Genomic DNA, 13,223 nt, shown 5'->3' with positions numbered 1-13,223 from the left:
TAGGTCTGTTATTGTTCATTTTCATCCGTATAGCGTTTGGCTTTATAGGCCGGGTGCATCAGGTTCTCCACGGAGAAGATGTCATCCAGCTCGGCTTCGGTCAGCAGGCCGCGTTCCAGCACCACTTCGCGCACGCTCTTGCCGGTTTCGGCGCAGATCTTCCCGACGATGTCACCGTTATGGTGGCCGATGAACGGGTTCAGATAGGTGACGATACCGATCGAGTTGAAGACGTAGTGTTCGCAGACTTCTTTATTCGCGGTGATGCCGTTAATGCATTTTTCCAGCAGGTTGTAGCAGGCGTTGGTCAGGATGTGGATCGACTCGAACATCGCCTGGCCGATCACCGGCTCCATCACGTTCAGCTGCAGCTGGCCCGCTTCGGCCGCCATGGTAACGCAAGTGTCGTTGCCAATCACCTTGAAACACACCTGATTGACCACTTCTGGCACCACCGGGTTCACTTTGGCCGGCATGATGGACGATCCCGCCTGCAGCTCCGGCAGGTTGATTTCGTTCAGGCCGGCGCGCGGGCCGGAGGAGAGCAGGCGCAGGTCGTTACAGATTTTGGACAGTTTCACCGCCAGGCGTTTGAGCGCGCTGTGCACCATCACGTAGGCGCCGCAGTCGGAGGTGGCTTCGATCAGGTCTTCTGCCGGCACCACCGGCAGGCCGCTGACTTCCGCCAGTTTTTGCACCGCCAGCGGCTGGTAGCCTTCCGGGGTGTTGAGCGCGGTGCCGATGGCGGTGGCGCCGAGGTTCACTTCCAGCAGCAGCTCCGCGGTGCGGTGCAGATTGCGAGTCTCTTCGTTCAGCAGCACGCTGAAGGCGTGGAATTCCTGGCCGAGGGTCATCGGCACCGCGTCCTGCAGCTGGGTGCGGCCCATTTTCAGGATGGTTTCGAACTCTTTCGCCTTGCGATCGAAGCCTTCGCGCAGCTGGTTGATGGCGTCGATCAGTTTCTGGTTGGAGGCGTACACCGCGATGCGGAACCCGGTCGGGTAGGCGTCGTTGGTGGACTGGCATTTATTGAGGTGATCGTTCGGGTTCAGGTACTGGTATTCGCCTTTTTGATGGCCCATCAGCTCCAGGCCGATGTTCGCCAGCACTTCGTTGGTGTTCATGTTCAGCGAGGTGCCCGCGCCGCCCTGGAATACGTCCACCGGGAACTGATCCATGCACTTGCCTTTATCCAGCACCTCGTCGCAGGCCTGGATGATTACGTCGGCGATTTTGCGCGGGATGGTTTTGAGTTCTTTGTTGGCCATCGCCGCGGCCTTTTTCACCATCACCATGCCGCGAACGAACTCGGGGACATCGCTGATTTTGCTGTTGCTGATGTAGAAGTTTTCAATCGCACGCAGAGTGTGAACTCCGTAGTAAGCGTCTGCGGGGACTTCACGTGTTCCTAACAGGTCTTCTTCGATACGAATGTTGTTTGACATGAGAACCTTCTCTATGTGTTGCTGCCGAATTAATAATTTGTCAGGTCAAGGCTAGTAAGGGCACAGCCTAAATTAATATTGCCGAAGGCTTGGGGCGTGAAACGATTAACCAAATCGCCCGTAGCTGCCCAGATCATATGCTGGTTGGTAAGAAATGACTGAATCCAGATCACCTTATGGTGTTTAAGGATATGCCCTTTTTCGGTTCTGTGACTTCTTTCACGTTTGTGAACTTTAGCAATAAAAACCGGCTCTCGGTTGAAATGGTGGGGGGATGCCCTCATTGTAATAGTGTCGGCCGTTTACGGCCTCTTTTTTCGCGCCGTCGCCCCGTGGCGGCCGTGCCTTACCTACCGATAGGAGAACCAGGTGCGCTGGTTACCGCTACTGCTGATATTTCTGCTGGCTTACATAGAAATATCCATCTTTATCAAAGTCGCCGCCGTGCTCGGCGTGGCTGTCACCCTGCTGCTGGTGGTGTTCAGCTCCTGCGTCGGCATTTCTCTGGTGCGCAATCAGGGCATGAAAACCTTCGTCCAGATGCAGCAAAAACTGGCGGCCGGCGAAAGCCCGGCGGCGGAAATGGTGAAAAGCGTTTCGCTGGTGCTGGCGGGCTTCCTGCTGCTGATACCGGGCTTCTTCACCGATTTCCTCGGCCTGTTGCTGCTGCTGCCGCCGGTGCAAAAATCGCTGACGCTGAAACTGATGCCGCACCTGTCGGTGTATCGCCCCGGCGGTTGGACGGGCGGCGACGCCGCCAACGGCAATACCTTCGACGGCGAATTCCAGCGCAAGGACGATGAACGCCCGGTGCTGGAACACCGCCCGGACGAGGATCGCAAACCTCACGATCGTTAAGCAAACGCGGCTCTGGCCGCGTTTTTCATCTCTGCGGCACTCGTCGGACCAAAAATGCGAAATTTTTTTTGTTCGCCCCCTTGAAGGGGGCTGGAACGCCCCCATCTCAAATGCCACGAGGCCGGTAATAACAACCATCCGGTGTACAACCCTAAATCTGATAGAGACCTTCTTACAGGAGAGCGTTCAATGAGTATTCGTCCATTGCATGACCGCGTTATCGTCAAGCGCAAAGAAGTTGAATCAAAATCTGCTGGCGGCATCGTCCTGACTGGCTCTGCTGCGGGTAAATCCACTCGCGGTGAAGTGGTTGCAGTGGGTAAAGGGCGTGTGCTGGAAAACGGCAACATCCAACCGCTGGATGTGAAAGTTGGCGATATCGTGATTTTCAACGACGGCTACGGCGTGAAAGCAGAGAAGATCGACAATGAAGAAGTGTTGATCATGTCCGAAAGCGACATTCTGGCAATTGTTGAAGCGTAATTGCGCTTTATCTTCTGAACTGAACGAGTTGAAGGGAAATACCAATGGCAGCTAAAGACGTAAAATTCGGCAATGACGCTCGCGTGAAAATGCTCCGCGGCGTGAATGTTCTCGCTGATGCAGTAAAAGTGACCCTGGGCCCGAAAGGCCGCAACGTAGTGCTGGATAAATCTTTCGGCGCACCGACCATCACCAAAGATGGCGTTTCCGTTGCGCGTGAAATCGAACTGGAAGACAAGTTCGAGAACATGGGCGCACAGATGGTGAAAGAAGTGGCCTCCAAAGCGAACGACGCGGCGGGCGACGGCACCACCACTGCAACCGTACTGGCTCAATCCATCATCACCGAAGGCCTGAAAGCGGTTGCTGCAGGCATGAACCCGATGGATCTGAAGCGCGGCATCGACAAAGCGGTTGTCGCTGCGGTTGAAGAACTGAAAAAACTGTCCGTGCCTTGCTCCGACTCCAAAGCTATCGCTCAGGTCGGCACCATCTCCGCCAACTCCGACGAAACCGTGGGTAAACTGATCGCGGAAGCGATGGAGAAAGTGGGCAAAGAAGGCGTTATCACCGTTGAAGAAGGCACCGGCCTGCAAGACGAGCTGGACGTGGTTGAAGGTATGCAGTTCGATCGCGGTTACCTGTCTCCATACTTCATCAACAAGCCGGAAACCGGTTCTGTTGAGCTGGAAAGCCCGTTCATCCTGCTGGCTGACAAGAAGATCTCCAACATCCGCGAAATGCTGCCGGTGCTGGAAGCCGTTGCCAAAGCAGGCAAACCGCTGCTGATCATCGCTGAAGACGTTGAAGGTGAAGCGCTGGCGACCCTGGTGGTCAACACCATGCGCGGCATCGTGAAAGTGGCTGCCGTTAAGGCACCTGGCTTCGGCGACCGTCGTAAAGCCATGCTGCAGGACATCGCTACCCTGACTGCCGGTACCGTTATCTCTGAAGAGATCGGTCTGGAGCTGGAAAAAGCCACCCTGGAAGACCTGGGTCAGGCGAAACGCGTTGTCATCAACAAAGACACCACCATCATCATCGATGGCGTGGGCGACGAAGCGACCATCCAGGGCCGCGTTGCTCAGATCCGTCAGCAGATCGAAGAAGCGACCTCTGACTACGATCGTGAAAAACTGCAGGAGCGCGTAGCGAAACTGGCCGGCGGCGTTGCCGTTATCAAGGTTGGCGCAGCGACTGAAGTTGAAATGAAAGAGAAGAAAGCACGCGTTGAAGACGCCCTGCACGCGACCCGCGCTGCAGTGGAAGAAGGCGTGGTTGCCGGCGGTGGCGTCGCGCTGATCCGCGTTGCAGGCAAAATCGCCGCGCTGAAAGGCGACAACGAAGACCAGAACGTGGGTATCAAAGTTGCGCTGCGCGCAATGGAAGCCCCTCTGCGTCAGATCGTGGTCAACGCCGGTGAAGAAGCTTCCGTTATCGCCAACCAGGTGAAAGCGGGCGAAGGCAGCTACGGCTACAACGCTTACTCTGAAGAATACGGCGACATGATCGCGATGGGTATCCTGGATCCAACCAAAGTGACCCGTTCTGCTCTGCAGTACGCGGCTTCCGTGGCTGGCCTGATGATCACCACCGAATGCATGGTCACCGACCTGCCGAAGGCTGACGCACCGGATCTGGGCGCAGCAGGCGGCATGGGTGGCATGGGCGGCATGGGCGGCATGATGTAATCATCCCCCACACGCTTGTGTGCTGAAAGCCCCGGTCAAATGACCGGGGTTTTTTTATGCCTGAGCGCCGCCGCACTGTATTTGATGATATTTTTGCCGCCCGGGGCGATTTAGCTGGTAAACTGGTAAGTCATCAGCTGTCGCTCAAGACGTTGGCCCGCTCGCGTGGCAACGGATGCTTAAGAGATGGCATCGCTTTCTGATATACCCTATGAATTTCAAGTTGTAGCTAGGCGGCCAGCTCGTGAGTCCCCAGGCGCTTACTTGAGTAAGTAACTGGGGTGAGCGAGTGCAGTCAACAACGCTACAGCTTGAAAGGCGACGGGTAGAAGATTTTGCGTAATTCTCAACATCGAATGGGGAACAAGATGCGGATTAAAGCCTTACTGGGTCTTTCGGCAGCGATGCTGCTGGCGGGTTGCAGCACCACTCATGAACTGACCGCTGCGGGTCAGCAGATCAAGTTCACCGACAGCAAGCCGGCGGCGGAATGCCAGCTGCTGGGGGAAGTGACCGGCACCCAGAGCAACTGGCTGTCCGGCAACGGCGGTGAAGGCAGCTCCATGCGCGGTGCGGCCAACGATCTGCGCAACAAGGCAGCGGCGATGGGCGGCAACGTCATTTACGGCGCCAACAGCCCAAGCCAGAACCTGCTCTCCAGCTTCGCGCCGCTGGACAGCAAAATGGTCGGCCAGGTTTACAAGTGCCCGTAAGGCGCTGAGGCCTAACGCCGCGAAGAGATAAAAAAGAGGAATGCCACGGCATTCCTCTTTTCGTTTCGTCGAGCCCTGTGGCGCGCGTCACTCCTGCATCAGGCGCAGGTCGATCGGCGTTTTGCTCGGTTCGCCGCCCACTTCACGCGTCAGGCGCGGCACCAGATAACCGGACACCTTGCTCAGCAGCGCCTGCATGATGACGCGCGCTTCATCGTCGCTGACCATGAAATGCGCCGCGCCCTGCACCTTGTCCAGCACGTGGATGTAATAGGGCAGGATGCCGGCGTCGAACAGCGCGTTGCTGAGCGCCGCCAGCGTATCGGCATCGTCGTTGACGTCGCGCAGCAGCACGCTCTGGTTGAGCAGCGTGACGCCGGCGAGGCGCAGCTGGGCCATGGCGCTCTGCAGCTCGCGGTCGATTTCGTTGGCGTGGTTGATGTGCGTGACCATCAGCACCTGCAGGCGCGAGGCCGACAGCAGGCGGCACAGCGCCGGCGTAATGCGCGCCGGGATCACCACCGGCAGACGGGTGTGAATGCGCAGGCGTTTCAGGTGCGGAATGGCCTCCAGCTCGCCGACCAGCCACTCCAGCTCGCTGTCTTTGGCCATCAGCGGATCGCCGCCGGAAAAAATGATCTCGTCCAGTTCCGGGTGTTGGCGGATATAATCCAGCGCCTGCCGCCAGTTGTTCTTGTTGCCCTGATTATCCTGATAGGGGAAGTGACGGCGGAAACAGTAACGGCAGTTGACCGCACAGCCGCCTTTGACCAGCAGCAGCGCGCGATTGCGGTATTTGTGCAGCAGGCCCGGCACCACGCTGCGCTGTTCATCCAGCGGATCGGTGGTGAACCCTGGGGCGTTGATGAACTCCTCTCTGGCGGTCAGCACCTGGCGCAGCAGCGGGTCGTTGGCATCGCCGGGGCGCATGCGCGCAGCGAAGGCGCGCGGCACGCGCAGGGCAAACAGCCGACGGGCATCGCGCCCCTGCGGCAGTTCCGGGTGCGTATTCAGTGACAAAAGCTGCAGTAATTCATCGGGATCGGTAATAACATCGGCGAGTTGATGCAACCAATCTTCTCTATGTGCCGTACTTTGGGTTATAATGTGTGCCATTTTTTTGGCTAAGCTACCAGTTCAAATATTCAGAGGGCCATCATGGCGACTTATTCTAGCAACGATTTCCGTCCGGGTCTTAAAATCATGTTCGAGGGCGAACCTTACGCCGTCGAAGCCAGTGAGTTCGTTAAGCCGGGCAAAGGCCAGGCGTTCGCGCGCGTGAAAATGCGCCGTCTGCTGACCGGCACCCGCGTGGAAAAAACCTTCAAGTCTACCGATTCTTGCGAAGGCGCAGACGTGATGGACACCAACATGAACTACCTGTACAGCGACGGTGAGTTCTACCACTTCATGCACCCTGAGTCTTTCGAACAGCATCAGGTTGACGGCAAAACCGTCGGCGACGCTGCCAAATGGCTGCAGGATAACGCAGAGTGCATCATCACCCTGTGGGATGGCCGTCCAATCGCCGTTCAGCCGCCGAACTTCATCGAAGCGGAAATCACCGATACCGATCCTGGCCTGAAAGGCGATACCGCAGGGACTGGCGGCAAGCCGGCTACCCTGAGCACCGGCGCCGTGGTAAAAGTGCCGTTGTTCGTCCAGATCGGCGAAGTGATCAAGGTTGACACTCGCTCTGGCGAATACGTCTCTCGCGTTAAGTAAGTTTCAAAACAGAGGAACCCCCGCGGTTCCTCTGTTTTATCCCATCCCCGTTCGTTGGCAGAAAATCCGCATGTTCAAGAAAACGCTGTTGGCCGTGCTCTCCCTGTTGTTCCTTTTCTCCCTCAGCAGTTGCAATACGTTTCGCGGTTTCGGCGAAGACGTTCAGCATCTCGGCGGCGCCATCTCCCGCACGGCCAGCTGATCCCGCCTTTAACCCGATGTATTTGCGCCACAAAGCCGGTCACGATCCCACACCCTCCGTCAATTTTGACTACGCTTAGAAAGCCGTACTTTTTCATCAACGACAAATAAGGACTTTCTTATGCTGAAGAAAAGTATTATCGCGATCTTCTCTTTGATGATTTTGAGCTCGCTGACCGCCTGTAATACCACCCGCGGTGTGGGTGAAGACATTCAGGCCGGCGGCAAGGCTATTCAGCGCAGCGCGGAATAATCCGCATTCCACCCGGCGGCGTTCCGGCTGCGGAGAGCCGCCACATTTCTATCCCTTGCCTGAGCGTTAACGCTGCTGCTATCCTGCCGCAGTGCGGGTGAGGTTACCCGTCATGCATCACCTCGCTAAACGGGACGACCCGTTTACGCGTCATTTTATCGGGGACGACCCCAGTGGTAGGGAGGCCGTCTCATGGCCTGGATTATTCTGCTTATCGCCGGTTTGCTCGAAGTGGTTTGGGCTATCGGTCTGAAATACACCCACGGTTTTACCCGGCTGACGCCGAGCATCATCACCATCGCCGCGATGGTGGTCAGCATGTTGCTGTTGGCCAACGCCATGAAAACGCTGCCCGCCGGCACCGCCTACGCGGTGTGGACCGGCATCGGCGCGGTAGGCGCGGCCATCATGGGCATGGTGCTGTTGGGCGAATCGACCAATATCGCGCGCATCATCAGCCTGTGCCTGATCGTGGTCGGCATACTCGGGCTGAAGTTCAGCAGTCACTGATCGGCGGACTGCTGCACCCAAATCAGCTTGTCGGTGGCGAAACCGTAGCCTTTGGCTGTCTGCAATAAGCGGTCGCGCACGGCGGCGTCAAGCGTCGGCGTGCGCGACAGGATCCACAGATAGTCGCGGTTCGGGCCGCAAACCAGCGCGTAGCGATACGCCGGATCCAAGGCAATGACGTTGTAGCCGCCATAGAAGGGGCCGAAGAACGACACTTTCAGCGCCGCGACCTGCGGTGAACCGATAAAGTAGGCTTTGCCTTCGCTTTCTTGCCATTGCTGTTTCTGCGGATTGAAGCCGCGATTGATGACGTTCAGTCCGCCGTCGGCGCGTGGGCTGTAGTGGGCGGTCACCTGCTGCAAACCGCGTTCAAAACGATGATCCAGACGCGCGATCTCATACCAGGTGCCGAGATAGCGCTGGCTGTCGAAATTGTTCACGACCTTGATGTCTTTAGGCGGGGAGACGCTGCAGGCGACGGAGAGCAGGGCGGAAAGCATGACGCAAAGCTTTGACCATAAACGCATCGGTGACTCCTGTTTACCGGGGGCGAGTAGACAGTGTAGCCGATGAGAAAAGGGCGGCCAACGGGCGTTGGCCACCCGAGCGGTTTACAGCGTGACGACGCCGATGACGGTGACGACGCTGAGGATTGCCGCCAGACCGTAGAACACCCACTTGCCGGCCGGCACGTGGATCTTCAGATCGTGCATCGCATGGTGGATGCGGTGCAGGCCGCACCACAGCGGCAGAATGATCATCAGCAGCAGGAACAGGCGGCCGATCAGGCTCTGGCAGAACGCCAGCACGCGCTCGTAACCCAGCGCTTCACCGGGGAACAGTCCCAGCGGCAGCAGGATGCCGACCAGCAGCACGATAGCCGGCGCGACGATCGCGCCCCACATGCCGCCGGCGCCGAACAATCCCCAGAAAACCGGCTCGTCGGAGCGTTTAGGTGCTTGATTTATCATGTTTCCTCCGGATTAGAACAGGGCCACGGCCAGGATGACCACGCTGACGACGATCGTGACGGCCCACAGCCCTTTCACGATGGGGCCCGGTCCCATTTTCTCGCTGTTGACCACGATATTGGCGGCCTTCGGCGCCAGATCGAACCAGGTTTTGGTGTGCAGCGCCGCCGCCAGCAATGCGACGACGTTGATTAACAGCACCAGCGGATTCTGCAAGAAACCGACGAAGCCGGCCCAGCTCTCGGCGCCGCCCTTCAGCGCGAACACGCCGTAGAGCAGCACGATGCTGAACCAGACCGCCAGCACCGAGGTGCCTTCGCGCAGCATGTAGAAACGGTAGAAGCCGAGCTTTTGCCACCAGGTGGGCGTCATGGTGCGCACATAGGGCTTACGTTGAGTTGTCATGGCAATTTTCTCCCTTATTGCGGCTTCAACATGGCGATCATGAAGTCTTTGGCGCTCTCCACCTTGCCTTGCTGGATAGCGGCGGCGGGATCGACGTGTTTCGGACAGACTTCGGAGCAATAGCCGACGAAGGTGCAGCTCCAGACGCCGTTTTGGCCGTTGAGCTGCGGCATGCGCTGTTTCTTGCCGTGGTCGCGGTTGTCCAGGTTATAGCGGTGCGCCAGCGTGATCGCCGCCGGGCCGATAAACTCGGGGTTGAGGCCGAACTGCGGGCACGCCGCGTAGCACAGGCCGCAGTTGATGCAGCCGGAGAACTGGTGGTATTTGGCCATCTGCGCCGGAGTCTGCACGTTCGGGCCATCCTCCGGTTTGCGATCGTTGCCGATGATGTACGGTTTGATCGCCTCCAGGCTTTCGATGAAGTGGGTCATGTCGACCACCAGATCGCGCTCGATCGGGAAGTTGCCCAGCGCTTCGACCTTCATGCCGCCGACGTAGTCGCGCAGGAAGGTTTTGCACGCCAGTTTCGGCACGCGGTTGACCATCATGCCGCAGGAGCCGCAGATCGCCATGCGGCAAGACCAGCGGTAGGAGAGGTCCGGCGCCAGGTTATCCTTGATGTAGCCCAGCGCATCGAGCAACGAGGTCTGTTCGTCGTAAGGCACGGCGTAAGTGACGAAATGCGGCTCGGCGTCGCTTTCCGGGTTATAGCGCATGACGTCGATCTTCAGGGTTTGCATCTCAGCCATTTGCCTGCTCCTTATTCTTTTTCTCCTGCGCTTCGGCTTCTGCGCCGTAGACGCGTTTGGCCGGCGGCAGCTTGGTGATTTTCACGTCGCTGTATTCAAGACGCGGCGCGCCCTGCGGATTGTGGAACGCCAGCGTATGCTTGAGGAAGTTGACGTCGTCACGCTCGGTGCAGCCTTCGTCCAGGCGCTGGTGGGCGCCGCGCGACTCTTTGCGGTTAAATGCGGAGTGCGCCATGCATTCAGCGACGTCCAGGCCATAGCCCAGCTCGATGGTGTACAGCAGATCGGTATTGAACACGCTGGTGTTGTCGGTGATTTTGACGCGCTTGAAACGTTCTTTCAGCTCGGCCAGCTTATCGATGGTTTTTTGCATCAGCTCCGGCGTGCGGTAGATGCCGCAGCCTTCTTCCATCGACAGCCCCATTTCGTCGCGGATCTTCGCCCAGTTTTCGTTGCCTTCCTGCTTCATCAGGTTGCTCAGGCGGGTTTCGACGTCGCGGGTTTGCGCATCCAGCGCGCTGCCGTTGGCCGGCGCGGTTTCCAGCGCGCGGCGCGCGGCGTGTTCACCGGCGACGCGGCCGAATACCACCAGTTCCGCCAGCGAGTTGGAGCCGAGACGGTTGGCACCGTGCAGGCCGACGGAGGAACATTCGCCGACTGCGAACAGCCCTTTGATGCGGGTTTCGCAGTTCTGGTCGGTTTCAATGCCGCCCATGGTGTAGTGCGCGGTAGGGCGCACCGGGATCGGATCTTTCACCGGATCGACGCCGACGTAGGCTTTGGCCAGTTCACAGATGAACGGCAGCCGCTCCAGCAGCTTTTTCTCGCCCAGGTGGCGCAGATCGAGGTAGACCACGTCGCCGCGCGGGGTGGCGATGGTGCGGCCGGCACGCCATTCGTGCCAGAAGGCCTGGGACACTTTATCGCGCGGGCCCAGCTCCATGTATTTGTTCTTCGGCTCGCCCAGCGGGGTTTCCGGGCCCATGCCGTAGTCTTGCAGGTAACGGTAGCCGTCTTTGTTCACCAGAATGCCGCCTTCGCCGCGGCAGCCCTCGGTCATCAGGATGCCGGAACCGGGCAGGCCGGTCGGGTGATACTGCACGAACTCCATGTCGCGCAGCGGTACGCCGTGGTGGAACGCCATGCCCATGCCGTCGCCGGTAACGATGCCGCCGTTGGTGTTGTAGCGATAAACGCGCCCGGCGCCGCCGGTGGCCATCACCACCGCGTTGGCGCGGATCTGCACGCGGGTGCCTTCCATCATGTTGAGCGCCACCAGGCCGCGCGCCTGGCCGTCATCCACCAGGATATCCAGCACGAAGTGCTCGTCGAAGCGTTGGATTTGCGGGTATTTCAGCGAGGTCTGGAACAGGGTGTGCAGCATGTGGAAGCCGGTCTTGTCGGCGGCGAACCAGGTGCGTTCGATCTTCATGCCGCCGAAGCGTCGCACGTTGACCGAACCGTCCGGTTTGCGGCTCCACGGGCAGCCCCACTGCTCAAGCTGGGTCATCTCGCGCGGGCACTGATGCACGAAGTGATCGACCACGTCCTGCTCGCACAGCCAGTCGCCGCCGGCGACGGTGTCGTGGAAGTGATAGTCGAAGGTATCGTGATCCTGGGTGACGGCGGCGGAGCCCCCCTCGGCGGCGACCGTGTGGCTGCGCATCGGGTAGACCTTAGAGATCAGCGCGATTTTCAGTTGGGGATTGGCTTCCGCTGCGGCTATTGCTGCACGTAAACCAGCGCCCCCGGCCCCAATAATGGCAAGATCGGCGTTAAAGGTTTGCACTGCATTCCTCCAATGTTCTTGTTAAGAACGGCAAGTTAAATATCTATGCTTAAAATTTAGCGAACTCTTCGGGTGCTAACTAATTGAACCGATTAATGTTGCTTAAAGGTTAAGGATAGATATCTCCCACCAATAATGGGGAATTAACTATACCTAAAGTTAAGTAGTCGAAATTTGATGTGATCGATTGTTTTGTCGATTAACGCCTGCCCGGCAGGCTTGTCTGTTTTTTTGCGCGTTCGGCCGGCTTTACCCTTTTTAACGCGCTTTTGCCGCCCTTTTATCGGAAATTGGCGTTATCGCCGGTTGCGCATCGTGAAGAATTTGTTTGGCTGCAAGGATGCGAGTAGACTGCATCCCCTGTTTGATTTCGGAGTTAATTACCATGAGCGAAACGGCAAGCTGGCAGCCTAGTGCACCCATCGCCAATTTGTTGAAACGCGCAGCGATTCTGGCTGAGATCCGGCGTTTCTTCGCCGATCGTGGCGTGCTGGAAGTTGAGACGCCCACCATGAGCCAGGCGACGGTCACCGACGTTCACCTGTTCCCGTTCGAGACGCGTTTCGTCGGGCCGGGAGCGGCAGAGGGCCTGACGCTATACATGATGACCAGCCCGGAATATCACATGAAGCGCCTGTTGGCGGCGGGCAGCGGCCCGATCTACCAAATGGGGCGCAGCTTCCGCAATGAAGAAGCCGGGCGGCATCACAACCCGGAATTCACCATGCTGGAGTGGTATCGTCCGCACTACGACATGTACCGCCTGATGAATGAAGTGGACGATCTGCTGCAACAGGTGCTGGACTGCGAGAGCGCGGAGACCCTGTCCTATCAGCAGGCGTTCCTGCGCCATCTGGACATCGATCCGCTGTCGGCGGAGAAGGCGCAGCTGCGCGAAGCGGCGGCCAAACTCGATCTGAGCAACATCGCCGATACCGAAGAAGATCGCGATACGCTGCTGCAGCTGCTGTTCACCGTGGGCGTGGAACCGCATATCGGCCGTGAAAAACCGGCGTTCGTGTACCACTTCCCGGCCAGCCAGGCGGCGTTGGCGGAGATTAGCACCGAAGACCACCGCGTGGCGGAGCGTTTCGAGGTGTACTTCAAGGGGATCGAGCTGGCGAACGGTTTTCGCGAGCTTACCGACGGCCGTGAACAACAGCAGCGCTTCGAGCAGGACAACCGCAAACGCGCGGAGCGCGGCCTGCCGCAGCAACCGATCGACTACAACCTGTTGGCGGCGTTGCAGCACGGCATGCCGGAGTGTTCCGGCGTGGCGCTGGGCGTGGATCGTCTGGTGATGCTGGCGCTGGGCGCCGAGAGCCTGAGCGACGTATTAGCCTTCCCGGTCGGGATCGCCTGACGTTTCAGGCGGTAAGAAAAGCAAAAGGGTCGGCATTTGCCGGCCCTTTTTTTATCGCGAGAAACGC

General features: G+C 58.5%; 16 protein-coding genes. 9 read left to right on the top strand and 7 right to left on the bottom strand.

The genetic code is table 11. The features are described from left to right. Positions 1–8: 8 nt before the first annotated feature. Positions 9–1,445: an aspartate ammonia-lyase gene (gene aspA / locus H7A77_RS08365; RefSeq protein WP_004929659.1), complete on the bottom strand. Its 1,437-nt coding sequence runs from the start codon at positions 1,443–1,445 to the stop codon at positions 9–11. 369 nt (positions 1,446–1,814) lie between these two features. Between aspA and H7A77_RS08360 the strand changes: the two genes are divergently transcribed. The 4 genes from H7A77_RS08360 (at position 1,815) to H7A77_RS08345 (ending at position 5,190) form a co-directional block, all read left to right on the top strand. Beyond that, the gene (locus tag H7A77_RS08360; RefSeq protein ID WP_004929660.1) at positions 1,815–2,303 is read left to right on the top strand and encodes an FxsA family protein; all 489 of its coding nucleotides are present in this window, start codon (positions 1,815–1,817) and stop codon (positions 2,301–2,303) included. Between the two features lie 189 nt (positions 2,304–2,492). Beyond that, the gene (locus tag H7A77_RS08355; RefSeq protein ID WP_004929661.1) at positions 2,493–2,786 is read left to right on the top strand and encodes a co-chaperone GroES; all 294 of its coding nucleotides are present in this window, start codon (positions 2,493–2,495) and stop codon (positions 2,784–2,786) included. 44 nt (positions 2,787–2,830) lie between these two features. After that, the gene (gene groL, locus H7A77_RS08350; protein WP_004929662.1) at positions 2,831–4,477 is read left to right on the top strand and encodes a chaperonin GroEL; all 1,647 of its coding nucleotides are present in this window, start codon (positions 2,831–2,833) and stop codon (positions 4,475–4,477) included. 368 nt (positions 4,478–4,845) lie between these two features. Beyond that, positions 4,846–5,190, top strand: coding sequence for a DUF4156 domain-containing protein (locus tag H7A77_RS08345; RefSeq protein WP_025305007.1), 345 nt, complete (start codon positions 4,846–4,848; stop codon positions 5,188–5,190). A gap of 87 nt (positions 5,191–5,277) precedes the next feature. On the opposite strand, the gene epmB is transcribed toward H7A77_RS08345, so the two are convergent. After that, a complete protein-coding gene (gene epmB / locus H7A77_RS08340) occupies positions 5,278–6,306 on the bottom strand; it encodes an EF-P beta-lysylation protein EpmB (RefSeq protein ID WP_042783506.1) in 1,029 nt (342 codons plus the stop codon). 42 nt (positions 6,307–6,348) lie between these two features. On the opposite strand from epmB, the gene efp reads away from it, so the two are divergent. The 4 genes from efp (at position 6,349) to sugE (ending at position 7,879) form a co-directional block, all read left to right on the top strand. Continuing rightward, the gene (gene efp / locus H7A77_RS08335; protein ID WP_004929666.1) at positions 6,349–6,915 is read left to right on the top strand and encodes an elongation factor P; all 567 of its coding nucleotides are present in this window, start codon (positions 6,349–6,351) and stop codon (positions 6,913–6,915) included. 70 nt (positions 6,916–6,985) lie between these two features. After that, positions 6,986–7,117, top strand: a complete 132-nt coding sequence (locus tag H7A77_RS08330; RefSeq protein WP_004929667.1) for an entericidin A/B family lipoprotein — start codon at positions 6,986–6,988, stop codon at positions 7,115–7,117. Positions 7,118–7,237: 120 nt separating this feature from the next. Continuing rightward, positions 7,238–7,369: an entericidin A/B family lipoprotein gene (locus tag H7A77_RS08325; protein WP_004929668.1), complete on the top strand. Its 132-nt coding sequence runs from the start codon at positions 7,238–7,240 to the stop codon at positions 7,367–7,369. A gap of 192 nt (positions 7,370–7,561) precedes the next feature. Beyond that, a complete protein-coding gene (sugE, locus tag H7A77_RS08320; RefSeq protein WP_004929669.1) occupies positions 7,562–7,879 on the top strand; it encodes a quaternary ammonium compound efflux SMR transporter SugE in 318 nt (105 codons plus the stop codon). Here the strand turns inward: sugE and blc are convergent. The 5 genes from blc to frdA form a co-directional block, all read right to left on the bottom strand. Continuing rightward, entirely contained in the window at positions 7,873–8,406 is a 534-nt protein-coding gene (gene blc / locus H7A77_RS08315) for an outer membrane lipoprotein Blc (RefSeq protein ID WP_108680077.1), read from the bottom strand. The two genes, sugE and blc, sit on opposite strands and share 7 nt — an antisense overlap. Before the next feature lie 84 nt (positions 8,407–8,490). Next, the gene (gene frdD, locus H7A77_RS08310; RefSeq protein ID WP_004929672.1) at positions 8,491–8,850 is read right to left on the bottom strand and encodes a fumarate reductase subunit FrdD; all 360 of its coding nucleotides are present in this window, start codon (positions 8,848–8,850) and stop codon (positions 8,491–8,493) included. 12 nt (positions 8,851–8,862) lie between these two features. Continuing rightward, positions 8,863–9,255 (bottom strand): fumarate reductase subunit FrdC, encoded by a 393-nt coding sequence (gene frdC, locus H7A77_RS08305; protein ID WP_025305010.1) that lies wholly within the window; start codon positions 9,253–9,255, stop codon positions 8,863–8,865. A 14-nt stretch (positions 9,256–9,269) separates the two neighbouring features. After that, complete coding sequence (locus H7A77_RS08300; RefSeq protein WP_004929676.1) at positions 9,270–10,004, bottom strand: succinate dehydrogenase/fumarate reductase iron-sulfur subunit; 735 nt, start codon at positions 10,002–10,004, stop codon at positions 9,270–9,272. Then, a complete protein-coding gene (gene frdA, locus H7A77_RS08295) occupies positions 9,997–11,793 on the bottom strand; it encodes a fumarate reductase (quinol) flavoprotein subunit (RefSeq protein ID WP_042783510.1) in 1,797 nt (598 codons plus the stop codon). Before frdA ends, H7A77_RS08300 begins: the two co-directional genes overlap by 8 nt. Before the next feature lie 385 nt (positions 11,794–12,178). Here frdA and epmA point away from each other — a divergent pair, with 385 nt between their 5' ends. Beyond that, entirely contained in the window at positions 12,179–13,156 is a 978-nt protein-coding gene (gene epmA / locus H7A77_RS08290) for an elongation factor P--(R)-beta-lysine ligase (RefSeq protein WP_004929681.1), read from the top strand. Positions 13,157–13,223 lie beyond the last annotated feature (67 nt).

Origin of the sequence: Serratia sp. ME47, from assembly GCF_903970925.1 — a bacterium.
GTDB classification, from domain to species: Bacteria; Pseudomonadota; Gammaproteobacteria; order Enterobacterales; family Enterobacteriaceae; genus Serratia; species Serratia ureilytica.
This window is presented reverse-complemented; position numbering and strand designations above follow the sequence as displayed.

What these genes read in the sequence shown, in the direction of transcription:
- efp (WP_004929666.1), top strand. Translation starts at nt 6,349, where the DNA reads ATGGCGACTTATTCTAGCAACGATTTCCGTCCGGGTCTTAAAATCATG.
- epmA (WP_004929681.1), top strand. Translation starts at nt 12,179, where the DNA reads ATGAGCGAAACGGCAAGCTGGCAGCCTAGTGCACCCATCGCCAATTTG.
- H7A77_RS08330 (WP_004929667.1), top strand. Translation starts at nt 6,986, where the DNA reads ATGTTCAAGAAAACGCTGTTGGCCGTGCTCTCCCTGTTGTTCCTTTTC.
- frdD (WP_004929672.1), bottom strand. Translation starts at nt 8,850, where the DNA reads ATGATAAATCAAGCACCTAAACGCTCCGACGAGCCGGTTTTCTGGGGA.
- blc (WP_108680077.1), bottom strand. Translation starts at nt 8,406, where the DNA reads ATGCGTTTATGGTCAAAGCTTTGCGTCATGCTTTCCGCCCTGCTCTCC.
- frdC (WP_025305010.1), bottom strand. Translation starts at nt 9,255, where the DNA reads ATGACAACTCAACGTAAGCCCTATGTGCGCACCATGACGCCCACCTGG.
- groL (WP_004929662.1), top strand. Translation starts at nt 2,831, where the DNA reads ATGGCAGCTAAAGACGTAAAATTCGGCAATGACGCTCGCGTGAAAATG.
- H7A77_RS08325 (WP_004929668.1), top strand. Translation starts at nt 7,238, where the DNA reads ATGCTGAAGAAAAGTATTATCGCGATCTTCTCTTTGATGATTTTGAGC.
- H7A77_RS08300 (WP_004929676.1), bottom strand. Translation starts at nt 10,004, where the DNA reads ATGGCTGAGATGCAAACCCTGAAGATCGACGTCATGCGCTATAACCCG.
- aspA (WP_004929659.1), bottom strand. Translation starts at nt 1,445, where the DNA reads ATGTCAAACAACATTCGTATCGAAGAAGACCTGTTAGGAACACGTGAA.
- epmB (WP_042783506.1), bottom strand. Translation starts at nt 6,306, where the DNA reads ATGGCACACATTATAACCCAAAGTACGGCACATAGAGAAGATTGGTTG.
- sugE (WP_004929669.1), top strand. Translation starts at nt 7,562, where the DNA reads ATGGCCTGGATTATTCTGCTTATCGCCGGTTTGCTCGAAGTGGTTTGG.
- H7A77_RS08345 (WP_025305007.1), top strand. Translation starts at nt 4,846, where the DNA reads ATGCGGATTAAAGCCTTACTGGGTCTTTCGGCAGCGATGCTGCTGGCG.
- H7A77_RS08355 (WP_004929661.1), top strand. Translation starts at nt 2,493, where the DNA reads ATGAGTATTCGTCCATTGCATGACCGCGTTATCGTCAAGCGCAAAGAA.